Consider the following 23010-nt stretch of genomic DNA (forward strand, 5'->3'; position numbering starts at 1 on the left):
CGTGAGACACCGGTAACGTTTTAAACATAATTCACGGCAAATAACGCATATGTAAATCGTAACTATCAAGGGAAACAGCAAGAGTGGAATTGGCATTAATAGCCATGGGAATCCAGGAGCGCCTAAACAAGGCGTGGGAATGCCAAGTACCTTATCAAGGCCCTAGTTATTTTAAGGGTAGTGGTTGATTATGATTAGGTCTTCCTCGAATTCCTAGACCTTCTACTGGGTTTTCTGCCCTGTCTTGTGGAGGGCTCCTCCTCAGTCGTGGTATCCCTACTACCTGTGAGGTAGTTATTTATTATTTCATAGGCTCTACCTGGATCACTAATACCAATAAGTCTCCTAGCCAATTCAACCTCACCGATGTACTCAAGCCACTGAACAATATGGCCCTCCCTAAGATGATACTCAAGGGCCTTTGGATCAACATTAAGAAGTCTCCCAAACTCACTCCTCAACTCATTGACGTTGTGAGCCACGCTAATGACCCTATCAAAGGACTTGAAGTAGAACGGTTCCTTACCAGGGAATTCACCGCCAGCCTCAATCCAGTACTGATACTCATTGATACTGGCTATAGTCCGGTTATATAAATGTTGCCTTTTCACGCTCAATTACACATAAAATACACCATAAACCCAGGGCAGGCGCACAAGGAGTATTTACGTGCACAGCTCATTCATCGTCAAAGTCCCTATACTCAATGTATATGTCGTTAGGACCATTGACAACGACCTTTAAGTAATCATCACCAACCCTCAACCTACCACCATCCCTATACACATATGTGACCTCCACGTGCAAATCACCAACAACATCAATAAAACCCCTCCTAAGAACCTCACGCAGTATATCCTCAAAGGAAGCATCACTGCCTACCCTAAAGACCATGGGCGGTATGTCAAGGCCAACATCATAAATAATAAGGCAAGGATCATGAAGAAGTGAACCCTCCCCACACTCAATACCAAACTCCCTAACAATCCCAAGGGCCAACCTACGAACAAACCTACCAACGTTAAGAACAACACCACGATAATTACGGTAAGCACCCAAGTAATCAACATACAAAACCCTCAACAAACTCAACAAAGCCCCAGCCTGCCTCCTACCAATCGGAGCATCAATAATGAAATCACCAAGGGCAACAACAAACCTAGACCTACCCATCAAAAAAACCAAACACAACCAAGTATAAAAATTAAATTCACTCAACTAACTAAAACGAATAAGCAAGAACATACAGAACTTTAAGCGAAAAGGGCTAAATTTACGAGATGATATCTATTTTAACTAATAAAAATAGTATGAATACATTACTCCTCAGAAGACGTGTGGCATGGATTATATGGAGACTTAGGCTTACGGCAGGCGATATACTAAGCGACTTCAGTGCAAGATTATTAATACAGAAAGTTGCCTACATAATGAAAACCAAGGAACTACTGGACATGGAATTCAACCTACACATACACGGACCATACTCATCAGAATTGGCAGACATATACATGGAACTAGCCAGGGAGGGAGACGAAGTAATTAAAAGATTAGCAAGCCAATATAAACCCAGAGAGGATGAGGAGAGCATCGTACAATTAATCATGGAATACATAGGCAATTACAACAATATCGAGCACGGACTTAAGGTACTCGAAACAGCAACAACAATATACGACATCTACGACTACAACAAACCAAAGTACACAATAAAAGACGCAATAGAGCACGCAGCCTGGCTAAAACCCTGGATAGAAGATGGGGACTACATAAATGAAGCACTCAAATTACTAAAAACACTGGGCCTACTTAAGAACTAAGCTCCAGCACGATCTAAATACTCTCAATCCTAAATTTACGGCCATACCTCCTTAACTCAACCAGGTACTGCCTTATTCCTTCAGAATTCACAATCTTTCCCTCAACGGTTATAAACCCGTCAGCACCTGCATCTACCAGCGCCATAGATAATATCATAGCGTCAGAGACCTCAATTCGAGAATCACGATTAAGAATATTCTGTAGATGACTTAAATACTCATTAATAAAGGCTCTATCAAACTCGAGCCTTAACTTAACATTCTTTCTATTCTCTTTAGAGATTATCGTCCTCGCGCCAGTAATTATTGAGGTAGAGCAGGCCGTAGACGATTAACAACTTTCTATTCTCTTTAGAGATTATCAAAGAGCCCCTGGTAATGATAGATGTGCCAGATGATGAAAGTTTAAGCTTTCTATTCTCTTTAGAGATTATCACGTGTACTGCTTGAATTGACCAGCCAATCAACGTGTAATTGCTTTCTATTCTCTTTAGAGATTATCATGCATTGGCCATGTGTACTCATTTGTAATTAGCAGAAGGACAATAATCTTTCTATTCTCTTTAGAGATTATCTTACTGACTGCTCTAATTGCTGTATTGCCTGGCATATCTGGCTAATACCCTTTCTATTCTCTTTAGAGATTATCCAAGGCGTTACTATATAAACTTACTTATAAGCCCTTCTCCATAAATACTCATTAATCATTGGAACAATTATCCCCATGACCGTTCACGGTACGTGCCTGTTCCAGCGGTATGAATTCAATGCCCAATAATTGTTCTCTCCTCAACATTCAATTACCCAACACCGTGGGTGTTCCCACGACAATCACTGCCGATTTATCGACAACCTACTCTCCTCCACAACATCGGCAATAACATAGCCAAGCCCCAAAGCCCTACTCTTACCAACACCATAGGCATTAGCAACATCAAGAAGGAGCCTAAACAAGCCGGGCCTGTCCGTGTACGTGACGTACTCAGCAAAGCCCTCAAAGGCAGGCGCCCTCCTACCCCTACCGAGGTTAAGAACCACCCTCCTAAACCTCATGCTAAGAACCTCCGTATTAAAGACAAGGTCCTTAACAAAGCCCTTAAAATCAACATCACCAACAGCACCCAACAAGGCCTCACCACCCCTACTAATCAACAAATCACTACCCCTCAAAACCCTAGCCAAGGTCAAGCCAGCCGACGAGAAAAACCTGGCAGGCTAGGCCAAGTAATGTAACTACTCCTAAAAATGAACGAAGTAGGCCAAAACCTAACACGCCAACGAAAAACAGCCCTATAATCATCACGCACTTCCGGCTTAACCTCATTAACCTCAACGCCAATTACCTTAATAACCTCGCCATTACCTAACTTAAGCTCATCCTTAGCAAATAAGCTAGGTATAGTTGAACAATCAATTTCAGAACATATTAGGGAAACCCTGACATTATAGGGCTCACCAGGTATAAGCCTATTGACCACCCTACCCCTAAAATCAAATATTGGAGATACCGTGAACGGCTTCTCCCTAGCGGTGTGGGGCACATTGAAACCCGCACCGCCTAATACCTCACTAACCAAGCGATTAGCAAAACGACCACACCACGTATTAAACGTAACCTCCCAATCAACGGTAAAAGCAACCTTAATAAGCAAACCAATCACTACACAACTATGCTATACCTGGTAATAAACATTTCAGGCAGAGAAGGAACATTCCTAAACTGCGACTTCGAATTAAAGCCACTCACTGTAATCATGGGGCCGCCCAGAAGCGGTAAATCTACATTGTTAAGGTTAGTATTTAACACGGTTTATGCATCATTAAACGGATTACCGGCAACAAACGACTTAATAGCAATGGCCAGCAATTACCTATCTGGCAGGTTAAGGGACGGTTGGATTAAGCTAGCCATAATTAATGCAGATGAGGATGAATTAAATAAGTTTAAGGAGGAGTTGAATGAAGAAAAAAATAGATACTTGGAAGGAGTGGAAAGACACGTGGAAGGATAGAGGAATATTCCTCGAATGCTCGGCTATTGAGGAGCTTGGGTGTAGCGTTGAACGGGGGCTTAACCCATTTAGCAACGTAATTCTAATACCGACTGATGTAGAGGCCGTAATAAAGTATAGGCTTATACCGATTAGGTCGGAGCCTTATATAGAATTAGGAAGATACTTAAACGACTTAATTTTACATGGTATACAACGTAATGAAAAAAATACTTAAGCAGCTGCCATTCTTCAGTGAAGTAGTGGATCAATTAGGAGTAGATAGATCAAGATTAACGATTATCGAGAAAATAGCTGGTGCAGAGATAGATATTACGTACTCCTCGAGCTACGTAAACACACTATTAATGCTAGAGGCACTTATGTTAAATGAATACATACGTGAGAACTCCTTAGTATTGATTGACAATATTGACTCATACTTACACCCAGCAATGGGTCAAGACAAGTTAGCGCTCATACTCTGGGCCATGGTTAATAATGGCATAATAGTGATGTTATCAACACATGATTTAATATTCCTGGACACACTCAGGCATATAAAGGTTAAGGATTATAATGCTAATGTAAATATAGATTGGAGTAAAATGACGATAATAGTACCTAAGCCTTGACAGGGTTGCAGTATACAATCACCTTTAACCAGTGATGTTGAAACTTATGATGTTTATAGTTTATACGAAGAAACGGCATGACGATTAATGATATGAATTATGGATGTATCTCATGTCTAACGCGTATTGGTGTAAGGGCTGGGGAAGAAAAATATAAAACACTTTACTTAAGGATACCATGCTTATATCTGTATGATAAGAATGAATACTATCATTTTAAAAGAATCATTGATGATGTTTATAAGGCAATTAATGATAATAATACTTTTTCTATGATATATCATTAGCATCCGAATTATTAAATAGTAAACTATGTTATCCTGAACATGATCATGCCGTCGATTGTGTTATGAAGTATAATAATGATATAGTAACGTTTGAATTCACCAATGGACTTAATGTGCAATGCTATGAACTGTGGAAGAAACACTGTACTAGTAATGATAAAGCTAAAGTCTTTATAATCTTTGATACATATGCTACTGCCATTCGAAAAATAATAAAATGCTTAAAAAGTAATAATATTAGATGCAAGATTTTGCGGGGAATTAATTTTAAGAAATTTATGCAATAATAATGTCATTAATAATGTTATAGATTTATTTCAAAAAGCGATCAGGTATGCATAATAATGACAATTAGACTATAGTATTAATTAAATCATAATTCTGCCAGAGCATTGACTAAGCTTTTTATGACATTTAAATACATTACACATGTCTTCTTATCCTTTAAGAACTTTGTAATTTCTCTAGTAATACTGTATATATTATCCTTTACCATGTTATTAATTATGATTTCACTTAACTCGGCGAGAATGATTGACCCGTCTTCATTCTCAAGTAAGCAATCATTTAGAATTTTTGGCCACTGTGGTATATAATACTTAATACCTGAAATTGCCTTTAATAATTCCTCTATATTAACTTGGATATAATTTGGTATTCTCATGAAGATTCCGCTTCTTTCATAGATCCATATTAATGCGTCCATATTTTCAAATGCGTAGAGGGTTTCTCCAAAGGATAATGCTATTAATGGCGCTGCAAGAATCGGAATATCTATGTTAAATTCCCTATAATTATATTCAAATGCTCTTTGAATTAACATAATATCAATTAAATCAGCCTTGCTTGACGGAATTAAGGTAACCATTATTGAACTGACTTTGTTAACTTTGTTGACTCTCAATATGAATGTACCATAGACGAGACCCATGTTAGCCATCAGGAAGCATGCGGGGCATACTCTGTACTGTATATTTTCCTTAGCTACATAATCCTTACTTAGGTATTTACCGTAAATAGGGCCTAACGGTAGATATACCGGTAAATCTACTGAATCTACTCTAGATGATTTTCTACGTGATTTCGCTTTAGATGGTTTTCTACCCTCATTATTCTTTACTATATGGTTTACATCTTTATAAATATTTATTTTTATTGATTTGAAGGTAGTTATTGATTGACTTAATGAGTTAACCCATGCAGAAAATATTTGTTTTTGTTCATTAACATTTGATGCCCAAACCTTCCTGAGAAATAGACCAACAGGCTCACCTAGATTAACGGTGCTGATGCACTGTCTCTGTAACCTAACGAGTTCGCTTATTGCCTTATCCTCATTTATGTCATCATTAATGATTATTTTGAATCTCTCACCAATCCTCTCCACTGATCCATGCCTAGCCCCTGCCCAAATCAAGTACCTAACAATGCCATGCATAATTAACGAATCCGTGACCAAGTTATGCCCTGGTGTGTAAAGTTCAAGGGGCATTACCCACCACCTTATTTATTGCATTCTTAACCTCATCAATACTTACTGGTTCAGCGCCACTAGATACTCTTTCAACTATCCAATTACCCTCATCCTCCATACCTCCACCCCTAAGCACATTAGCAGCTATGGAATCAGTTAACGTTATTAAATGAATCACTGAAGCAACCTTGGCTCTACGTATGAGCAGATCCTCTAAAGGCCCTACGCTTGCCCATGCAATCACATCTTTAATAGAGTATATAATGTCGTCGATTTTAACACCATCATTCATCCAATGGTCTATAAACCCCATAACGTAATTAGTAAGTTCATCATTTACAAACCCCTCTCTTACTAGGAAGTTCTTTAATAACTCATTAAATGTTTGTTTAACGTCACAATTAGGCTTGAGTTCATCCTTAAATATATTAAGAATTCTTTTGATGTTACTTATCGTTAGGTACCTCTCACCTAGTTTGCCCACGTATACTCCTATTAGGATATTTTCATGATGAAGGGTTACGGCCAATGAAAGAGCCATCCTTACATCCTCAGGTGTCTTCTCGAGAATTTTATACATGGCGTAGCCGCTAAATATTTCATGCCTAAAGTCTCTGGGACTTTTCTCATACGCATTTGTGAGTTTCCCAAGGTCATGAACAGCCAAAGATACGGCTATTGGGTCAAACTTTAGCTTCCCTAATACTCTATCCAATACCTTCCCGTAATAAGGCTTAATAATTCTCCAGACTGCCACGGCCGCCTTTATATGATCTTCATACCTCTCCACCTTCCCTTCTTTATTGTATGAATAGCAGGCGCCCATTAAGTCATCACCTCTTACGGCCCTTTCTGCCCCTTTTCTTAGATGTAGCTTGTTGGCTTGGTTTAATCAACTCGGTATTTAATCTATATAATGTTGATATATTGGCAAATTATTAACTTCACTAAGTATTGCTATTAATGGTGGTGGGTTCCATAATAAGTAATTTATTTTATTTTCATTAACTCTTTCAAACGCGAAAAAAGTTGATGCGTATTTCCTTAGCCTTATTAATAAGATCGGCGGTTAATCCATCTTTTATGTTGAATGACAACAAGTATATGCCCAGGGAGGTAGCATTTCCTAAATTACTCACTAGGTTCTGGTACTTATTAAGTGGCCCCTCACGTAATTCGGAGATTGACAGTTTAAACATGTTCATACGTATAGTGTCCTCACTACATAATATCCTTACCTTATTTCCCATTTCAACACAGTTACCACTCATTAATTGCGTTAAGGCCTCATCTGCATTCATATTATTGTCGTAATGTTTTAATTTATCAACATCAAGTATAACGACATCCACATAGTAGGATGGCCTTATCAGAAATTCAGATGTTTCCTCATCAGGAGGATAGGCGAAAAGGTGTAGGTTTTCTAAGTAGTCTATGGATTTATAGAAAAGTTCATCACCTTTACTAGATATTCTCTCCACTAGGTCACTTGTGTATACTCCGTCTAATAGGTTCGATATGGCATTAACGTCGCTAAGATCAACGGTTTTTAGCCTATTAACCTGGTTGTGAGTCACATTGATTGTCTCATCATTGTAAGGCGCTGGGCTTTCAAGTTCCGTAAAAATCGTGGCCTCGCCTTTCACGCCTCTCCTACCTACCCTGCCTATTCTCTGGATTAAGCTATCCATTGGCGATAATTCCGTATATAGCCTATTGAAGGAGAAGTCGATACCTACCTCGACGGCCTGGGTTCCAACCAGTATGAAGCCCGTGCCTTTTCCGCTATTACGTAGATTCTCAGCATTACGTATCTTCTCATATACCTCTTCCCTATCGCTTCTCGTCATTAATGAGTGTATGAGGGCAACTTTACCCTCATTATCCTTATCACACCTCTCCCTTAGCCTAATATATGCATCACGAGCCTGTCCACGGTATTCACTATCACTATTGAGAAGTCGTTGCATGGTATCGTATCTATATTCTCGATTAACGATGAATTCACAATATTGACGGTTACTTGACGCATAGGTCCGTTAACCGTTACTTCCCTTATGCCATTATCGCCACATAGTTTAGCGAACTCCTCCTTGACGGACTTTGGTAATGTTGCGATGGCGAAAATAACTAACCCACCAGCCTTAACAATACTACAAATAACCCTGGCAAGCACCCTAGGCCCCAGGAACACCTCATCCTGTATTAAATGCGTCTCATCAAATATCGCCAATGAATTCATTATTAACCCAGCAGGTAATGTATACCTACCTGTCTCGACTCCATGCTCCCTCCAGGTTTGAACCCTTTTGGCTACATAACCATAGACCAGTGTATCTACAGTAGTTAGAGTTATGGGTGCCGTGTACAGGAACGTCTTGTTAATTACCTCCCCGTGATCCTCATTAATCCTCAGCGATTTATTGACTAATTTAGCGTAGATTTCCAGCCTATCCCTCATCTGCCTAAGCAACGCATGCATTGGCTCAACCCAGTAAAGCTACCTGCAAACCAGTCCTTCGTACGCCACTGCATTAGGAATACGGAGGCCAGGATCTCCGTCTTACCGCTACCCGTCGGTGCCTTAAGAATCACTAGCCTGCTCCTATTGGCATTGTTTAGTTCACTATATATGTCCTCGGCCACCTTAGCCTGCCTCTTTAGGTATTCCTCATTCACTGTACACTTTCTATCACGTCTTGTTGCACACCACTCAATTATGAAGTCCCTAATTAACTCTTCAAAATTGGCATTCACCAATCATCACCGCTAGGAAACACTATATTCACACCATTAAGCCTAGCACATAGTGTATCGCCGCCATAACTCATTACTGATGGGTAATAGACATCACCCCTACTACCGGATGTGACAGGTAGAGCAAACATGTATTCATTACCCACCTCGTCGGTGGCCTTAACTACTGTGAACCCACCACTAATACGGCTTTGGTCATACTTAACAATCACATTAACATTCCTATCATCGCACCTTTCCGCGTCAGTAACGGTTACCGAAATCGTGGACGCCCAAGACTCACTATTGCCAAACCTACCCATGAGCCATAATGCACGCTTTAATAAGTCGATGGAATCTCCACCTCTAGGTATTACCAATACAGTTCTTGAGCGCGATATTGCGAATTCCCTAACCATCGCATCTAAGAAGCCCTTAAACTCCTCAATACTTGATGGCATCCTATTCTCCTCGAGCACACCCCTAATCACGCGCAACACCAAACCCCACTTAATTATGGGCAACCCACCCTCTATTATCGATGTATCGCGCGCTTTAAGGACATGGTTCCTCGTAAAATCGAGGCACTCCTTAACACGGTCACGCCATACCTGCCCCGACTTACCGCAATAGCCTAATACAGAGAATGCGTAGGATATGGAGCCTATTAGTTGATGGCGGAATTAATGGGTAAGAAATGGCGACTTGGTAGGTTTCGGGTATCCTTATGGAGTATATAGGTATTATTTTAACAAGTAAAACCTTCATCAAAACCGCCTACTTATATTTCATAATCATATCCTCAACCTCCTTAATAACCTCATCGAATAAATCCCTAAGATTAACATGACCCTTCACGGATATATTCTTGAGCGTGGTAGAAGACCCACACTCGCCTATTCCATAGCAATGAACGTACACATGAGCTTCACTCACGATAGACGCATAGGCCTCTAATATGGCGATTGATTGCTTAACATAGTCAGGGTAAGCACCATGCACCAGGTTGGGTATTGGCGCATCCGAAACCACAATCATCAACTCCTTAATGCTTGTTATTGGCAATGAACGCGCCTGCTTGGAACCACTACCCATTAACATATTAAGGACAGCCAATAATGCTGCCCTAGCCCTTCTTTTCCTCTCTTCATCAATATTAATATTACTAGGTAAGCTAATAATGCTGCCATCACCCTCATATCTAGGTCTTAGTATCCACCCAAGATCCATACTTATTGCAAAACCGTATAATGGCCCTGATGCATATTCCTGCTTAAACACCATCATACCCTCGCCTTCGCCCTTAGTAACTTGCTTAGGAACAACTCTATTATGCTGTATAGCAAACTTTACAGTACTCTCAATATTATCTACCGTCAATAAAGGTATTGCGTGGCTAATCTCCACAAGCGTATCTCTCTTTAGTTGCTTATCGGGTATTAAGAAGCCATGTAGGTCATTACAAAGATCAATTATAGCCTCCTGTTCTTTATCGACATAGTTAAGAGATTCTGTGTTCATGTCATTTACATCATATTTATATCCTCTTAACCCCACGCCATGTTTACATAAGATATTTAATAGTGAACCCCCTAGTTTTACGTACTCCTGAGCCAGATATACAGCATGCCAATGCTTGAGGGCATTGCCGGTGATTATTGGTACATTATCGTAAACCCTATACGTATTACCATCGGGAACAACCACCTTAGCCGTGGCCACTTGGTTATAATTACCGATATTACCAGATCCAGTCAAGGCTGAAACCTCTACCGTAAATCTACCCGAGACCTTAACATATGGAGGATACGGCATTATGCTATCACCTCGTACTGCCGCGTTTAGCTTTATCCTCACACTCCTCAATTTCAACTACATCAGGATCTGGAGCCAATGCGTAGGCTGCAAAGCGTTTTATCTCCGTACGTACATCATTGACATTCTTAATGTAATTATAAAACTCGTCCTGCTTTTTAGACCACCACTGTAATTTATACTGTATTATCTTATTAATCCTATCTTCGCACTCTTTATCATTACTTAATTCATCTTTAAGGCCTTTAAGGTCATTTAGGGTCTTGGTTGCTAATCTTGATATTTTAGATAACGCATTAACTAAGGTTTCAAGCTTAGGGTTACTCGATAACTCGTCAAGTATGTCATATGCCTGTTCGCGGTGTATTACTATTCTTATGGCGTCTGCAGCATCCTTTATAGGATCCTGTGAGGCTTGTTGGCTCATTATTAATGTCTCTGGGTTCAGTTTTATATATCTTCTCTTGCTATGCTTCTCAATATATGGAGAAGTTGAGTGTTAGGAAGTGTGTGGTGGTTAGTGTTGGGCTTTATCCAGGTAATGCGAAGCATGCATTGGCTAGGGCTGGGCCTGTGGGCGGTGATGTGGTTTTTCTAGTGAATAGTGAACCCAGGATTGTGCCTGAGGGCATTCTTAGGGGCCGTAGGGAACAGCCCATTCAAGCCATGGAGGCACTTCATAAATTCATTAATGAGTTAGACAGTGAAGTTAATGTTGTGGATGTTTGGCTTGATCCTAAGGACGGCATTGCAACCAGTGTGGCTAGGCTTAGGTCTTTAATTGAGACTTATGTACCGTGTAGGGTCATCATTAGTATGGCTGGTGGGTTTAGGTGGCTTAGCGCGGCGTTGATGTTTCTGGCTCTTGCCCTGGCCTCCGTGGGCCCCTACGTGGGTGTTGTGGTGGATAGTGTATTTGCGATGCTTGAGGAGGAGAGTCCGTCGGTTAGGGCCTTGTTTAGGAGTGTTGAGGAGAGGGTTGTCCCCTGGCCCGTGGTGCCTAGGCTGGCCAGTTTAACGTATGATGAGTATAGGGTCCTCAAGTTAATAGGCCTTGGCAGGCACAGGGCTAAGGACATACATGGTGAACTCAATAGGGATTGTAAGAAGCCGGGAGGCTGCATATCCATGGCCACCGTCCAGAGAACACTCGTGAAACTCATCAAGAAGGGGCTGATAGGTTATGAAAAGAGAGGCAGGGCACATTATTATGAGTTAACGCCCCTAGCCTAATGCTTGTGGGCAAGCTGAAGGCCCAGTGATATGTTGCAGACCTAGTCATTAATGAAACCATTGGAGCATTAGTGTTATCTAGGAATTGAATGTAAGTACTAAACCAAGTTAATTCATTATTAAACCACGACGCCACTATCGTGGGAACAGGTACGTTCATGTAAAATTGAATGCAAGCATCAGAACAATGATTAGCCCACTAAGCATATCGTGGGAACAAACCCGTACCGTGAATGATCATGGGCATACCTGTTCTAATGGCTGGAAAAGGCTGTGTGAAGAAAGGCTTATAAGTAAGTTTATATAGTAATGTCTCGGATATTCTCTAAAGAGAATAGAAGGACGCTTAATTCCGGTTCCTTCCTCTTTTGCAAGGCCTCACTCTGCCGATATTCTCTAAAGAGAATAGAAGGAGGATGGTTCCCGTACTTCCTGGCAATGAGATTCATGATGGGTTGATATTCTCTAAAGAGAATAGAAGGTGAATTGGGAGAGATCATTAGGGACTTCATTGCGAATGATGCAGGTATGATATTCTCTAAAGAGAATAGAAGGTAGTAATTCGTAAAAATCAACAACACGTACAGGCCTATATAGCTGATATTCTCTAAAGAGAATAGAAGGACACTATATCGGCCGCTATGCCCAACATGCAAACCACTCGAAAGATATTCTCTAAAGAGAATAGAAGGAGCAGCCAATTGCTGTTGTACGGCTGGCTTATTATACCGAGCACGAAGATATTCTCTAAAGAGAATAGAAGGACAACGTTGAAGATGCTTGATAAGCTTGTAGAGGCCGGCATATTCCGATATTCTCTAAAGAGAATAGAAGGATGAGGTTTGTTCCACTGATTGATGATGCCCGCAAGGACAACCGTGATATTCTCTAAAGAGAATAGAAGGGGGATTGACTACGTCATGAACTTGGAGACAGAGGAAATACCACTGCCGGGATATTCTCTAAAGAGAATAGAAGGATTCGAGGGAGAGGAGGAGGTAGATGAGGACTAGGGAGGTGATTACGATATTCTCTAAAGAGAATAGAAGGAATGTTGTCAAGGTCGTTGGTGAATTCGGGAAGTTACTAAGGGAGCAAGATATTCTCTAAAGAGAATAGAAGGAGGGATTGGCTTATCGATCTTTACGACGTTAGTAACTTACTTCTGATATTCTCTAAAGAGAATAGAAGGACGTGGTAGAGGGCATTCAACATCCATACGCCATCGGTATCGACACAGGATATTCTCTAAAGAGAATAGAAGGGGTTTTTTTGAGTGTGGTTGGGTTGGCTGGCGCTGGTTGTTTGATATTCTCTAAAGAGAATAGAAGGCAACATAGTACAACACCGGTAATGCCTGGGGTTGTTGAGGTTACTCCCCGATATTCTCTAAAGAGAATAGAAGGTTCGTGAGTTACCCACCGAGTAACCCGTGCTATAAATGCTTGAATCAAGGATATTCTCTAAAGAGAATAGAAGGAGGTTCGGCGGTGGAGCATTCCCACCAGTCTGGTTGAGCCAATTCTTGATATTCTCTAAAGAGAATAGAAGGAATAAGAGCTACGTACATAGACTTTGGAGGGATAGTTTGGCATATCACGATGTTTTCTAAAGAGAATGGAGGGTTATTTTCTTTGGTGAAGTGATGTTGAATTAAATGTTATTGTTTTGATGAGGTATTTTATGGTGGGCATATGTCTTTGAAGTAGCAGACTTTGCATTTTGCCTTGTTTGTTGTTTTTGGTGGTAGTTCTTGGTTTTGTATGTGTTTTCTCATGTCTTGTATCGCTCTTTCTATCCATATTCTTAGGCTTGGTGTTGGTCTTATTGTGATCGTTACTTCTCTTTCCTGGTTTATGATTACTATTTTATCCACAGTAACTTTCATGGTTTCTTCAATAGCCATTGCGTATGCCGTTGCCTGTGCCAGTATATGGTTATACTTCATGTATAGCTTCTTCCTACTTCCTATGTTTAACTTCGTCTCTATTACTACTGCCTTACTTCCGTTTATTACCACGGCATCCACCCTGCCTACTATACCGAGTTTTGTGGATTTCACAGGTACCTCTAGCTTGATCTCTCCCTGTATTCCCTGTTCTCTTATGATCCTAATTATTTTCTCCGTATTTAGTACATACTTTGCATACTTCATGGATTCCGTGGGTGGTTCCCTCATGATCATTAGTTTTAGGTATGCCTGCCTTGGGCAGTAGACGTATTCCTTCACCATGCTTATTGGTATGTAGTCCATCATATCACCATGGGTCCATTTGGTATTGCTAGGTTTGCGGTTCCCAGTTTTATTGCGTTGTTTAGTGTTTGTCCGTCAATTATTAGTATTATCACGGAGTCCTCCCTGTCCATGAGTCTCGTTAATGCCCTTGCCGTGTCCTTGGCTAGGGCGCTGCCGCCCCTGGCTATGTATAAGCTTCTTTGTACCCTTATGTAACCCATTGCCTTTAATTTGTTCATTATTTCGAGTCTCCTCCTATCGCTGCTTATGTCGTATGAGACGATCACGTACATTTAGAACACCCAGGTGAAGCATTCGTAATTCTTGACGTTGCCTTCCCTAATTATTGAGGCTAGGTGCCAGGTCTCGTGCTTCATTATCTCGGTTAATGGCGACTTCCTTCCTGTCCTTGGGTTTACGTAGTCCCTGTTTAGGTTATTTAGTATTATCCTGGCCACGGTCCTCCTTGAGTCGTAGTCTAGGAAGCCGTTTATTGTGCTTAGCTTGGTATTGCTTATCTCCGTTATTAATGGCTTATCCACCGCCACGGTCCTAAATATTTCGACTATGTCGAAGACGAGTGACGGCTTTCCGCTCTTTATTGTATGGAGTATGCCTAGGTATGGGTCTAGCCCGGCCATTATTAGGTATCTCTCCATTGTTGAGTAGAGTATTCCGTAGCCGTAGTTCAGGGCCAGGTTCATGAGGTCTGTGCCTCTGGGTCTCTGCCGTGGAACCCGAGCCAATTGGGGAGTAGTGATGTTATGGCGTCCCAGTATTTATTGGCTGCCTGGGCTCGATGCTTTCAATGAGCTCGGGGTTTAACCTGTTGGTTTCTATGGACATTAATTGTGTTGCCATTGATGATATTGAGTAGGCAATGTCGTTTAGTGATGGTTCTCTGCGGCTCTTGGCGAAGTATCTAATTAGTCTTGCCTGGTTCTCGATCTTGCATGCAATTATTTTGCGTGCTAGTTTGAGTCTTGCCTCATTGTTTAGGAATAGTTCGTATTGCTTGACCCTGGTTATTACGGTTTTATTAATCACTGGGGGTGTTATGATGGCCACTGTCCCCGAGTGGGTTTAGGATTACTAGGTTTATGCCCTTCATGCTAGTATCCTAATTGCCTTTGTGGTTATTGAGGCTCTCGATGTCGCGATTATCACCTCCTCCGTGTTTGGCGGTAATACTTGCTTATTGCCGTTCCTGCCCATGATTATTATAGAGCCCTTCCTGGCGATAATTCTCGTCCCTGGCTCTGTTATGTATATTTCATTGGCCATGGCAGACACCGTAGAATGGGCATGTCCTTGGACAGGAACTCGCTGGCCCTGGGTCATCGCCATTCTCAATTATTCTTGCCACGGTATCCCTCATGTCCAGGAATGCCCTCCTTAAAGCATCGTCTATCTTAACAACCCTCCAGTTAAGTCTTGGCTTACCGTTGATGCTTATATGGAGTACTACGCCAATGTCCACTGGGTGGCCTATCCAAGCTCTATGGCCAGTGCGTATGCCGTAATGGCTATGTCCTTCCTATTAATTAATTCCTCCGTTGGTGACGAAGTTACTAACTCCACCGGTATGAAGCCCACGAGTATATCCGGCTTAATAATGTCGGAGAGCCCAATTGGGGCTCCTGGTATTGCTGGTTCGACACTGATTGGTATTCCCTCCTCACGGGCGTTGAGGGCCATGGTCACGGCCTTTGTATAGACCTCGTATAACTGAGCCTATATTTAGAGCTAGATCGCCGTACTCATTGATTATGCCTTCGAATTTAGTATCGAGTTGCGAGAATGGTATTGACTCTCTAAATGGTGCCAGGAAGACCTCGTGAATTAACCTGCCAAGCCTTAGGCTCTCACTGTCTTCCATGGGTATCTTAGCGACGCGTCTTAGGTATGCGTCGCGTTTTGTTGGGCATGGTGATGAGACTTCAGACACCGTTGGCCTAACTGAGTGTCTCGGTGCGACCACGTCTCTAACCCAGCCTCTTATTTCTGCGTAGTATCCGTTCTCCATCGTGTTTTTAATGTAGTCCCAAACCCACCTGGGCAGTACCATATGCTTGCTCAAACTTATTTACGTATTTTATTCTTAATTGTGAAATACATATTAATTAATTGAGAAATAGAAATAAACCAATACCGAAGTTACTAATGATTCTAAACCGCCATTACTAGTTGACACATTAACGCACCTGGAATTATGAAATCCCAGCGGGGGCATTAGAGTTGTTGATTGTTGATGGTTAGGTGTAGTTTGTGCGTTGGTGTGGTTGTGTTTTCATTGTCTTGTCAATAGGTTTTTATTTTTGGTTGTGGGTTCATTATTTGGATGTCTTTTCGTGGTGATTTTTTTGCGTTTGTTGAGGGAGGATGAGGAGTTTAGGTTTGCTGTGATGGGCTTACTCGGTATTACTGATGTTCAGTCTTCGATTAGGCAGTTGGTTAGTGCGGTTGGTGAGTTGACGAAGACTGTCCAAAGGCTCGCCGAAGGTCAGGATAGGCTTTGGCAAGAGGTTAGGGCACTCCGTGAGGATCAAAACAAGCTATGGCAAGAAAACAACAAGATTTGGCAGGAAATCAAGGCATTAAGGGAGAGCCAGGATGCCATGAGAACGGACATAAACAGGCTATGGGAGGAGAACAACAAACTGTGGCAGGAAGTGAAGGCGTTGCGTGAGGGTTATGAGGCCCTCAGGACTGACGTTAATAAGTTATGGGAGGAGAATAACAAGATTTGGCAGGAGGTTAGGAGGATTGATGAGAACATAGAGAGGCTATGGCAGGAAAACAGCAAAATATGGCAGGAGATTAGGAGACTATCCGAAAACCAGGAGAGGCTTTGGCAGGAGTTTAGGGCGTTTAGGGAGGAGCAGGGGAGGTTCAATAGGTGGATGTTGAGTGCCTTGGTTGAGATTAGGGATTCGCTTGGTGGTGCCTATGAGTATTACACGGCTCATTGGATCGAGAGGTGGCTTGAGGTTAGGGGCATTAACTGTGATGTTAGGGTAAACGTGACGATCCCGGTGGATGGTTCCAGGGAAATAGATGCCATTTGTTATGATCCATTGGTTATTGGCGAGGCAACCATTAAGGTTTTCTCCATTGATGAGGCTGAGAGGGAGGTAGGGAAGCTCCTTGAGAACGCCAGGGCCGCGGAGAAATTCTTCAATAGGAGGGTTTACGCCCTAGTACTTGCTGTGGAGACCGCGCCTGAGCAGGTCGCGGAGTACCTAAGGCGTAGGGCCAGTGAGTTGGGCATAGTGTTGGTTCTCGGCAGGGAATACTCATGATCGAGCCCTCAGCCCATACTTAAGTCAGTCAATCTAAATAAGTAAAGATGGCAAATACCAAGGATTATTAATGGTTCGGGTTGGTGATATTGAATTGGTCGTTAGGGATTGCTTGGGTAGTATCGGTGTCTCCGCTAGTAATTGTGAGTTTGGTGTTTATGATTGTAGGAGCATTAATGTTCATGGGGCTGGCGCTTACATCTTCTTCGATGACTCCGGGGTTTATTACGTGGGTGAGGCTGATGATGTGGCCCGTAGGTTACTACAGGAGCATTGCCGAGCCAATATAGGTAATTCCGAGGGTGTTGTTAGGTTCCTAATGCATTACCTCGATGAGGTCTGCGCCAATAGTGGTGAATGGATTAGGCTTGATGCCGCGGGTAGGGAGGAATTCGTTAAGGAAATTCTGAGAGAGGAAATCAGTAGTTTAAGGATATACGTGGTCACGTGCAAGGGGCTAAGTGATGAGAAGCAAGGTAATAGGAGGGTTAGGAATAGGGTTAGGAAAAGGCTTGAGGATTGTCTTAGGGGTGGGCTGAGGCCAATGTTGAATTCGATTGGTGTCTCGTGAATTGTGTTAAATATTAGGTTTTGGTTTGTTGTTTAGGGTTTTCATCAGTTCTTATTATTTTTGAGGATAATGCTTTTAAATCCGTGAATTAATCATTAAAATGGTGCTCTTTACATATGCTCAGTAGGTCCCTGGTTATAGCCTTGGTTGTTGTGGTTGTAGTAGTTGTTGCGGCTGTGGTGGCACTTATGGTGTATAAACCAGGTTTAATGGGTGTTTCGTCTTCGCCTGGTTCTACGACTACGGTAAAGCCGGAGACCGCGCTTGCTAGTATGAGGGAGTTGGGTGTTGGTCAATATACCGTTAATTATTCAGCAAGTGTTAATATGCTTATGTATTATCAGGAGTATGGTTCTGGCACCAATGTTTCAATTGCGGTTACTACGCCGAATATTGAGATTTCCTACCTGAATAATAGTGGTTCATATGAGCTCTATATTGCTGGGCCCGTCTCCGTGAATATTACGTCTCCGTCGTACTCCAGTGCCAGCATTACGTTTAAGTTGCCGCTGGTTGTTGCTATTACGTATAATGCGACTACGGTGTGTATGATACTTGGTCAGCAATTAATTAATTCCATTAGTTCCCTCTCTGGTGGTTCTGCGGTAATGCCGTCGAACTATACATCGGTGGTTTCCTGTAGCCCAGTGACGCAGCAGGGGGGTGTTGTTAATACTACAAGTCCCGTCACGAATTTTGTAAACGATATCTATAATAACCTGACCTACGTGGGTACCGAAACCTGGAATGGGCAGAATGCTTATTGTTTCGCCACAAAAATGCCCGTAAGTATTCCGTTGAATGAGTCGTTAGCATCATCCTTATCACCTGGTGCCTCAATGAACATGGAACTTTACATAAATAGGATGTGCGTGCTGAATAATGGATTAACTACATTATTTCAGGGTTCAATAAACATAACCATTGTCTCAAGCGCGTCCTTTGGGGAAATGGACTTTAATATCAATGCCAACCTATTGAATTATGAAATGTCGTTTGACAATGCGGCGTTCCAGGGCCTATTAACGAGCCCATACATAGTTAGTTCATCCTCATCAGAAGCATCCACCACGTCCACATTACAATTTCAGTTGATATCATTGACCGGCGTTAATAGCGGTCAGGCGCAATTAACATTTCTTATGAATAATCCATCAAACGCTAGCATCGGCATCAACGGCTTCACGTTAGGTGATCTATCATGCGTGTTCTCAAGCCCAATACAAATACCTGCCGGTGCTTCAGATGTTCAAATAATGATAACGTTACCCATATCAAATGGTTACCTCAACGCGTCTGGCGTTTCTGTAACTTATAATGGGCAATCAATGCAGGCAATATGCACTGGACAGCAAATGGTTCAAGTAGGCGTGGTATACGACGGATACCTAACAACAGTAAATGGGCAGACGTACCCATTCGCAGTGACAGCAAGCCCATAGTATTTAGTCGGTGCCTTGGTATTTTCTATTAAAAACAACGTTTTATTACATTTATGGTATTGTTAATTTCAATCTATTTTAATTATAAAGACAATGTTTAAATATTTATTTTAACCATAGTATTAAGGTAGTTGGTTCTCATGCTGTCTGCTCAGTCATTAGGGATGAGTAAGGCAGATGTTGTGGAATTGGATAATATGTTCCGTAAAGCTATTAGTACGTTATTCCAGCATGTCACGAATTTGATTAACACGATTAGGGATTGCCGGGGTAATGAGTGCGTTGATTTAGTAAATGAAGAGATTAATAATCTAAGGGCTGATGCTCAATACTTAGTGAGTGAGGTTAGGAGGGGTCAATTGACGTTTGTTGTTGATTTCGCGAGGGCTATGTATGAGGTCTTTCAGTACCTGGCTAGGTTTGGCCTGCTTAATACTGAGTATAAGGAGTTTCTTAAGAAGGTCGTGATTGAAGGTGGTGAGATTATTACGGATTTAAATAGAATTCAAATATTATTTATAAACACAGGTAGGATACTCACGCACGCAGCTTGCATGGCGCGCTATAGAGGCGTATCTAGAGTTGGTAATTACATACTTGATAAGGCATTACTCCTACTCGGCATGGCAATGGATGAGGCATTGCTTGGTGATGTCGAGAGGGCCATGTATTTATTAGCTTCCTCGTTTCTCGTATTTTATGGTAAGGAGGGTGAGGCAGAAAATGTGTTGGTTAAGGCTGGTTATGGTTATGAGCAATTAGATAGATTTCTAAATTCCTGCGCTTCATTTGCTACATTGTATGAGCTTGGTATCAGGTTTACGGAAAAGTGATTACCCGTAGGGAGGTACGATGTATTTAGTGGATACGAATATCCTTATTGATTATTATCAGTGCTTTCACATGATTAGTTACCGTAATAGCGTTGAAGATAGTATAAAGCAAGCCAAGTATTGTAAATCATTAAGAGACCTATTGGTTAGCGCCGAAAGATTATTAATGAGTGACTTAAGTATGGGTGAGTTTATGCTTAAGCTTATTGACAAGTTTGTGGAATCGTTAACACCACCGCCTAAAGAATTGGGTAATAGAAATTTAGTGGAGTTCGCTGACGAACTTGTGAAGAGGCTAATCAATAATCTAGGTATATCAGTAGTCAATACTAATGGCGAGGTATTGAACGACGCATACGAAGTGTCTCGTATAGTAAATGAAAAATAAATACAAAATCCCGTAGTAAAGATTCACGTAAGAGAGAATTAAGAAAGCTTGGTAGAGATGTCATTAATATAATTCATGCTTATAAAAATAATGTATCATTATTAACTAAGGATTCTAACTTAGTTAACTTATTAGAGACGCTTGATTTTGCTAACTGTTCAATATCAAAGTTTAAAGGGTTAGATGCAAAGTGGTGCAAAGTACTAATTAAGATAAATGATAAGATTTTGCAATTTGAATTAATTCTTATATTCCAATATTAATCTCATAATATATTTTAATGCCGTAAGTAAGCGAATACGACGATCATTACTTATCGCTGCTTACGTATGTTACTGTGAAGCTTGATCCGTCAGGCGTTAATGTGCTTGGTTGTGCCAGGACCTTCCCGTTGTACGCAGTCATCACTATTTCTACGGTTGATGGGTAATTTCCGAAGGCAGCAGTGCTACCGCCCACGGTTGCGTAACACGTGCCCATTACATTCGTGTAGTCCTGCCCGAAGTACGCAGTTCCGAAGTTTGCCAGTGCCGTTAATTGCCCATTAACGGTGGGCCTCTCCAGTATGCACTCGGCCGATGAGAGTAGTGCCCCACTTACGCTGCCCGTCACCGTGTATGCTTCGTTCCTTGTCAGGTCCTTAATGGTTATTTGGAATGAGTTGCCCCCTACGTATGTCACGTTTACGTATATCACGTCGCCGGGCTTGACCGTGAATCCGCTTATCTCGACGGAGGGTGATGGGTAAAATTCGTACCACGACCAATACATGGGCTTACCACCGCTGCATTCTACGGCTATTCCTGCCTGCTCCACTGTGCTGTCGTTGTATCCGTCTAGTCCTGCCCAGAGCGCTACGTAGGTTGTTTGTTTGGTGCAGGTCACGATGGTACGATGAATGAGCCCGCGACACTGGTCACAGTGCCCTCCCGTGCGGGTATTACGTAGCCAGCCCAGTTTAGGCTGTAGACTGTTGATACGTAGTCAGTGCCATGCCTAATCATTGGGTGCATCGTGGGTGTTGCCGCAAGTATGTGGGCTGTGATTATTGATGTGACAGCTATTAATGTGAGTGTTGTGAGTATGGGTATTAGTTTGTTCCTGGTCATTAGCTGACTAGTAATGGTCATCCCTTAAAAGTATTACCTTGGACAGGTTTAACTCATTGAATAAGTATTATTGTTATCGCATTATTTTACATACTTTGTCTCAGGAAATCCAGGGCCTTGGCAGGGTGTTCCTCCGGCTTGACCCTCCTAATCACCTTGGCCACCTTGCCTCCGGGTTTATTATGAATGTGACCCTCTCCGCGGTCCCCGTGGGCCTTAGCACTCCGTATGCCTGCGATACGCGTTTCTCGCTGTCGCTTAGTAGTTTGAATTTCACGCCGTACTTTTCCGCAAACTTCCTCTGGGTGCTTACGGAGTCTGTGCTTATGCCTAGGACTACGACGCCCAGCTTCTCGAATTCATCCCAGAGCCTGGTGAATTCCTGGGTTTCCTTCGTGCAGCCGCTGGTGAAGGCCTTTGGGAAGAAGTAGAGCACTACCCACCTGCCCCTGTAGTTCGATAGCCTTATTGTCTCTCCATCGTGGCTTTGTAGTTCGAAGTCGGGAGCCTCCTCGCCCTCGTTGACCATCAAGTCAACACTGCGATTAGGCTTTTCTATGTTTGGTTTGAATTAAATTAATATAACTGGTCCCAGGTACTTAATCACATGAGTTCGCTTAGGGGCTACTTGATGGAGGTTGCCTGTGAGTATGAGAGGGTACTGAGCATGTATAGGGTATTGATGAACCTAGGCACTGCGTGTGATTCGAGTGAGTACGTGGGCATTATCGAGGCGGCGCTTATTGAGTCCATACTTGCTCATTCCCGTAGTTTGATTCAGTTCTTCAAGATTGTTAGGGGTAGGAGGTATAAGGACGTAATCTACTACCTGCCATACCTAAAACGCGGGAGTGCCAGGGAGTTTAGGCGCAGGGTCAAGGAGTGCCCTGGATATGAGGATGCCCAGAGGATCATTAGGGATGTTAATAAGTATGTACTTCACCTTACGAGGGAGACTGTTGAGCCTGGTGATAGGGCCTCTGTGGGTAGGGACGGCGTTGCGACGGTCATTAGGCTCCTTTGCTGCGTCTTCTCCGTATTTGTTGATTATGTTGATGTTAGGGTGGTTGGTGGTGATGTTGTTGATGTGCTTAGGAGGCTTAATGGTGATTGCGTTAAGTATTAAAGTCCTTGTTGG

The 23010-nt window shown here is 42.1% G+C and carries 32 protein-coding genes, 2 pseudogenes and 2 CRISPR repeat arrays; of the genes and pseudogenes, 10 read left to right on the plus strand and 24 right to left on the minus strand.

The genetic code is table 11. The annotated features are described in order from the left end of the window. Positions 1–194: 194 nt before the first annotated feature. Positions 195–611, minus strand: coding sequence for a hypothetical protein (locus JCM16159_RS02325; RefSeq protein ID WP_243665627.1), 417 nt, complete (start codon positions 609–611; stop codon positions 195–197). Between the two features lie 67 nt (positions 612–678). Continuing rightward, entirely contained in the window at positions 679–1185 is a 507-nt protein-coding gene (locus tag JCM16159_RS02330; RefSeq protein WP_243665628.1) for a hypothetical protein, read from the minus strand. Between the two features lie 152 nt (positions 1186–1337). Between JCM16159_RS02330 and JCM16159_RS02335 the strand changes: the two genes are divergently transcribed. Next, entirely contained in the window at positions 1338–1820 is a 483-nt protein-coding gene (locus tag JCM16159_RS02335) for a hypothetical protein (protein ID WP_243665629.1), read from the plus strand. 13 nt (positions 1821–1833) lie between these two features. On the opposite strand, the gene JCM16159_RS13750 is transcribed toward JCM16159_RS02335, so the two are convergent. From JCM16159_RS13750 to JCM16159_RS13760, 3 genes are all read right to left on the minus strand, one after another. Next, the gene (locus JCM16159_RS13750) at positions 1834–1977 is read right to left on the minus strand and encodes a hypothetical protein (RefSeq protein ID WP_243665630.1); all 144 of its coding nucleotides are present in this window, start codon (positions 1975–1977) and stop codon (positions 1834–1836) included. A gap of 105 nt (positions 1978–2082) precedes the next feature. Beyond that, a CRISPR array of direct repeats spans positions 2083–2469; the repeat unit is 25 nt; unit sequence CTTTCTATTCTCTTTAGAGATTATC. Between the two features lie 182 nt (positions 2470–2651). After that, positions 2652–3002: a CRISPR system precrRNA processing endoribonuclease RAMP protein Cas6 gene (cas6, locus tag JCM16159_RS13755; RefSeq protein ID WP_243665631.1), complete on the minus strand. Its 351-nt coding sequence runs from the start codon at positions 3000–3002 to the stop codon at positions 2652–2654. A 2-nt stretch (positions 3003–3004) separates the two neighbouring features. Continuing rightward, on the minus strand, positions 3005–3481 hold the full coding sequence (locus tag JCM16159_RS13760; RefSeq protein ID WP_243665632.1) for a hypothetical protein: 477 nt from the start codon (positions 3479–3481) through the stop codon (positions 3005–3007). 9 nt (positions 3482–3490) lie between these two features. Between JCM16159_RS13760 and JCM16159_RS02345 the strand changes: the two genes are divergently transcribed. Together JCM16159_RS02345 and JCM16159_RS02350 are read left to right on the plus strand one after the other, a co-directional pair. Continuing rightward, the gene (locus JCM16159_RS02345; RefSeq protein WP_054856826.1) at positions 3491–3832 is read left to right on the plus strand and encodes a hypothetical protein; all 342 of its coding nucleotides are present in this window, start codon (positions 3491–3493) and stop codon (positions 3830–3832) included. Positions 3833–4017: 185 nt separating this feature from the next. Continuing rightward, positions 4018–4446: an ATP-binding protein gene (locus tag JCM16159_RS02350; RefSeq protein WP_054856827.1), complete on the plus strand. Its 429-nt coding sequence runs from the start codon at positions 4018–4020 to the stop codon at positions 4444–4446. Between the two features lie 660 nt (positions 4447–5106). On the opposite strand, the gene JCM16159_RS02360 is transcribed toward JCM16159_RS02350, so the two are convergent. The 9 genes from JCM16159_RS02360 to JCM16159_RS02395 all read right to left on the minus strand — a co-directional run bounded on the left by JCM16159_RS02360 (position 5107) and on the right by JCM16159_RS02395 (position 11185). Beyond that, entirely contained in the window at positions 5107–6225 is a 1119-nt protein-coding gene (locus JCM16159_RS02360) for a hypothetical protein (RefSeq protein ID WP_054856829.1), read from the minus strand. Then, positions 6215–7033, minus strand: coding sequence for a hypothetical protein (locus JCM16159_RS02365; protein ID WP_243665633.1), 819 nt, complete (start codon positions 7031–7033; stop codon positions 6215–6217). Before JCM16159_RS02365 ends, JCM16159_RS02360 begins: the two co-directional genes overlap by 11 nt. A 187-nt stretch (positions 7034–7220) precedes the next feature. Next, a complete protein-coding gene (locus tag JCM16159_RS02370; RefSeq protein WP_054856831.1) occupies positions 7221–8177 on the minus strand; it encodes a helicase-related protein in 957 nt (318 codons plus the stop codon). Next, positions 8111–8680, minus strand: a complete 570-nt coding sequence (locus JCM16159_RS02375) for a hypothetical protein (protein ID WP_243665634.1) — start codon at positions 8678–8680, stop codon at positions 8111–8113. The genes JCM16159_RS02370 and JCM16159_RS02375 overlap by 67 nt, the downstream gene beginning before the upstream one ends. Then, positions 8665–8964: a hypothetical protein gene (locus JCM16159_RS02380; protein WP_243665635.1), complete on the minus strand. Its 300-nt coding sequence runs from the start codon at positions 8962–8964 to the stop codon at positions 8665–8667. Before JCM16159_RS02380 ends, JCM16159_RS02375 begins: the two co-directional genes overlap by 16 nt. Further along, positions 8961–9611, minus strand: coding sequence for a type I-A CRISPR-associated protein Cas5a (gene cas5a / locus JCM16159_RS02385; RefSeq protein ID WP_367834231.1), 651 nt, complete (start codon positions 9609–9611; stop codon positions 8961–8963). Before cas5a ends, JCM16159_RS02380 begins: the two co-directional genes overlap by 4 nt. Further along, a complete protein-coding gene (cas5, locus tag JCM16159_RS18310; protein WP_367834215.1) occupies positions 9565–9711 on the minus strand; it encodes a CRISPR-associated protein Cas5 in 147 nt (48 codons plus the stop codon). The genes cas5a and cas5 overlap by 47 nt, the downstream gene beginning before the upstream one ends. Before the next feature lie 9 nt (positions 9712–9720). Further along, complete coding sequence (gene cas7a, locus JCM16159_RS02390; protein ID WP_054856835.1) at positions 9721–10758, minus strand: type I-A CRISPR-associated protein Cas7/Csa2; 1038 nt, start codon at positions 10756–10758, stop codon at positions 9721–9723. 7 nt (positions 10759–10765) lie between these two features. Continuing rightward, on the minus strand, positions 10766–11185 hold the full coding sequence (locus JCM16159_RS02395) for a hypothetical protein (protein WP_054856836.1): 420 nt from the start codon (positions 11183–11185) through the stop codon (positions 10766–10768). A gap of 56 nt (positions 11186–11241) precedes the next feature. Between JCM16159_RS02395 and JCM16159_RS02400 the strand changes: the two genes are divergently transcribed. Further along, positions 11242–11991: a hypothetical protein gene (locus JCM16159_RS02400; protein ID WP_054856837.1), complete on the plus strand. Its 750-nt coding sequence runs from the start codon at positions 11242–11244 to the stop codon at positions 11989–11991. Between the two features lie 317 nt (positions 11992–12308). Beyond that, a CRISPR array of direct repeats spans positions 12309–13616; the repeat unit is 25 nt; unit sequence GATATTCTCTAAAGAGAATAGAAGG. A 56-nt stretch (positions 13617–13672) separates the two neighbouring features. Here JCM16159_RS02400 and cas4 (JCM16159_RS02405) read toward each other — a convergent pair. The 7 genes and pseudogenes from cas4 (JCM16159_RS02405) to cas4 (JCM16159_RS13780) form a co-directional block, all read right to left on the minus strand. Then, complete coding sequence (cas4, locus tag JCM16159_RS02405; RefSeq protein ID WP_243665636.1) at positions 13673–14248, minus strand: CRISPR-associated protein Cas4; 576 nt, start codon at positions 14246–14248, stop codon at positions 13673–13675. Next, complete coding sequence (gene cas2, locus JCM16159_RS02410) at positions 14245–14520, minus strand: CRISPR-associated endonuclease Cas2 (RefSeq protein ID WP_054856838.1); 276 nt, start codon at positions 14518–14520, stop codon at positions 14245–14247. The genes cas4 (JCM16159_RS02405) and cas2 overlap by 4 nt, the downstream gene beginning before the upstream one ends. Next, entirely contained in the window at positions 14521–14973 is a 453-nt protein-coding gene (gene cas1, locus JCM16159_RS18315; protein WP_367834216.1) for a CRISPR-associated endonuclease Cas1, read from the minus strand. Between the two features lie 16 nt (positions 14974–14989). Further along, positions 14990–15295 carry a CRISPR-associated endonuclease Cas1 gene (locus JCM16159_RS18320; RefSeq protein ID WP_054856840.1) on the minus strand — a complete coding sequence of 102 codons (306 nt, stop codon included), beginning with the start codon at positions 15293–15295 and terminating at the stop codon, positions 14990–14992. 39 nt (positions 15296–15334) lie between these two features. Next, a complete protein-coding gene (locus JCM16159_RS13770; RefSeq protein WP_243665637.1) occupies positions 15335–15511 on the minus strand; it encodes a hypothetical protein in 177 nt (58 codons plus the stop codon). After that, a pseudogene (gene cas4a / locus JCM16159_RS13775) lies at positions 15501–15925 on the minus strand (type I-A CRISPR-associated protein Cas4/Csa1). The gene JCM16159_RS13770 and the pseudogene cas4a overlap by 11 nt, the downstream one beginning before the upstream one ends. Then, positions 15906–16295: a CRISPR-associated protein Cas4 gene (cas4, locus tag JCM16159_RS13780; RefSeq protein WP_243665638.1), complete on the minus strand. Its 390-nt coding sequence runs from the start codon at positions 16293–16295 to the stop codon at positions 15906–15908. Before cas4 (JCM16159_RS13780) ends, cas4a begins: the two are co-directional and overlap by 20 nt. A gap of 301 nt (positions 16296–16596) precedes the next feature. On the opposite strand from cas4 (JCM16159_RS13780), the gene JCM16159_RS02430 reads away from it, so the two are divergent. The 5 genes from JCM16159_RS02430 to JCM16159_RS02450 all read left to right on the plus strand — a co-directional run bounded on the left by JCM16159_RS02430 (position 16597) and on the right by JCM16159_RS02450 (position 20763). Then, entirely contained in the window at positions 16597–17529 is a 933-nt protein-coding gene (locus JCM16159_RS02430) for a hypothetical protein (RefSeq protein ID WP_243665639.1), read from the plus strand. A gap of 70 nt (positions 17530–17599) precedes the next feature. Beyond that, positions 17600–18100 carry a hypothetical protein gene (locus JCM16159_RS02435; protein WP_054856842.1) on the plus strand — a complete coding sequence of 167 codons (501 nt, stop codon included), beginning with the start codon at positions 17600–17602 and terminating at the stop codon, positions 18098–18100. Positions 18101–18216: 116 nt separating this feature from the next. Further along, complete coding sequence (locus JCM16159_RS02440) at positions 18217–19542, plus strand: hypothetical protein (protein ID WP_054856843.1); 1326 nt, start codon at positions 18217–18219, stop codon at positions 19540–19542. A gap of 164 nt (positions 19543–19706) precedes the next feature. After that, positions 19707–20375, plus strand: coding sequence for a hypothetical protein (locus tag JCM16159_RS02445; protein WP_243665640.1), 669 nt, complete (start codon positions 19707–19709; stop codon positions 20373–20375). 70 nt (positions 20376–20445) lie between these two features. Next, on the plus strand, positions 20446–20763 hold the full coding sequence (locus JCM16159_RS02450) for a hypothetical protein (RefSeq protein ID WP_054856845.1): 318 nt from the start codon (positions 20446–20448) through the stop codon (positions 20761–20763). Positions 20764–21072: 309 nt separating this feature from the next. Here JCM16159_RS02450 and JCM16159_RS02455 read toward each other — a convergent pair whose 3' ends face one another. From JCM16159_RS02455 to JCM16159_RS02460, 3 genes and pseudogenes are all read right to left on the minus strand, one after another. Continuing rightward, complete coding sequence (locus JCM16159_RS02455) at positions 21073–21648, minus strand: G1 family glutamic endopeptidase (RefSeq protein WP_243665641.1); 576 nt, start codon at positions 21646–21648, stop codon at positions 21073–21075. After that, a complete protein-coding gene (locus tag JCM16159_RS13785) occupies positions 21645–21872 on the minus strand; it encodes a hypothetical protein (RefSeq protein ID WP_243665642.1) in 228 nt (75 codons plus the stop codon). The genes JCM16159_RS02455 and JCM16159_RS13785 overlap by 4 nt, the downstream gene beginning before the upstream one ends. Positions 21873–21958: 86 nt before the next feature. Then, a pseudogene (locus JCM16159_RS02460) lies at positions 21959–22401 on the minus strand (peroxiredoxin). A 78-nt stretch (positions 22402–22479) separates the two neighbouring features. On the opposite strand from JCM16159_RS02460, the gene JCM16159_RS02465 reads away from it, so the two are divergent. Next, positions 22480–22998: a hypothetical protein gene (locus JCM16159_RS02465; RefSeq protein ID WP_054856846.1), complete on the plus strand. Its 519-nt coding sequence runs from the start codon at positions 22480–22482 to the stop codon at positions 22996–22998. The last annotated feature ends 12 nt before the right edge of the window (positions 22999–23010 follow it).

Origin of the sequence: Vulcanisaeta sp. JCM 16159 (assembly GCF_001316265.1) — an archaeon.
Lineage (GTDB): Archaea > Thermoproteota > Thermoprotei > Thermoproteales > Thermocladiaceae > Vulcanisaeta.

Excerpts from the sequence above, each read along its gene's own strand:
- JCM16159_RS13750 (WP_243665630.1), bottom strand. The coding sequence starts at position 1,977 with ATGATATTATCTATGGCGCTGGTAGATGCAGGTGCTGACGGGTTTATA.
- JCM16159_RS02345 (WP_054856826.1), top strand. The coding sequence starts at position 3,491 with ATGCTATACCTGGTAATAAACATTTCAGGCAGAGAAGGAACATTCCTA.
- JCM16159_RS02350 (WP_054856827.1), top strand. The coding sequence starts at position 4,018 with ATGGTATACAACGTAATGAAAAAAATACTTAAGCAGCTGCCATTCTTC.
- JCM16159_RS02360 (WP_054856829.1), bottom strand. The coding sequence starts at position 6,225 with ATGCCCCTTGAACTTTACACACCAGGGCATAACTTGGTCACGGATTCG.
- JCM16159_RS02365 (WP_243665633.1), bottom strand. The coding sequence starts at position 7,033 with ATGGGCGCCTGCTATTCATACAATAAAGAAGGGAAGGTGGAGAGGTAT.
- JCM16159_RS02370 (WP_054856831.1), bottom strand. The coding sequence starts at position 8,177 with ATGCAACGACTTCTCAATAGTGATAGTGAATACCGTGGACAGGCTCGT.
- cas5 (WP_367834215.1), bottom strand. The coding sequence starts at position 9,711 with ATGAAGGTTTTACTTGTTAAAATAATACCTATATACTCCATAAGGATA.
- cas7a (WP_054856835.1), bottom strand. The coding sequence starts at position 10,758 with ATGCCGTATCCTCCATATGTTAAGGTCTCGGGTAGATTTACGGTAGAG.
- JCM16159_RS02395 (WP_054856836.1), bottom strand. The coding sequence starts at position 11,185 with ATGAGCCAACAAGCCTCACAGGATCCTATAAAGGATGCTGCAGACGCC.
- JCM16159_RS02400 (WP_054856837.1), top strand. The coding sequence starts at position 11,242 with ATGGAGAAGTTGAGTGTTAGGAAGTGTGTGGTGGTTAGTGTTGGGCTT.
- cas4 (WP_243665636.1), bottom strand. The coding sequence starts at position 14,248 with ATGATGGACTACATACCAATAAGCATGGTGAAGGAATACGTCTACTGC.
- cas2 (WP_054856838.1), bottom strand. The coding sequence starts at position 14,520 with ATGTACGTGATCGTCTCATACGACATAAGCAGCGATAGGAGGAGACTC.
- JCM16159_RS13770 (WP_243665637.1), bottom strand. The coding sequence starts at position 15,511 with ATGGCCAATGAAATATACATAACAGAGCCAGGGACGAGAATTATCGCC.
- cas4 (WP_243665638.1), bottom strand. The coding sequence starts at position 16,295 with ATGGTACTGCCCAGGTGGGTTTGGGACTACATTAAAAACACGATGGAG.
- JCM16159_RS02435 (WP_054856842.1), top strand. The coding sequence starts at position 17,600 with ATGGTTCGGGTTGGTGATATTGAATTGGTCGTTAGGGATTGCTTGGGT.
- JCM16159_RS02440 (WP_054856843.1), top strand. The coding sequence starts at position 18,217 with ATGCTCAGTAGGTCCCTGGTTATAGCCTTGGTTGTTGTGGTTGTAGTA.
- JCM16159_RS02445 (WP_243665640.1), top strand. The coding sequence starts at position 19,707 with ATGAGTAAGGCAGATGTTGTGGAATTGGATAATATGTTCCGTAAAGCT.
- JCM16159_RS02450 (WP_054856845.1), top strand. The coding sequence starts at position 20,446 with ATGATTAGTTACCGTAATAGCGTTGAAGATAGTATAAAGCAAGCCAAG.
- JCM16159_RS13785 (WP_243665642.1), bottom strand. The coding sequence starts at position 21,872 with ATGACCAGGAACAAACTAATACCCATACTCACAACACTCACATTAATA.
- JCM16159_RS02465 (WP_054856846.1), top strand. The coding sequence starts at position 22,480 with ATGAGTTCGCTTAGGGGCTACTTGATGGAGGTTGCCTGTGAGTATGAG.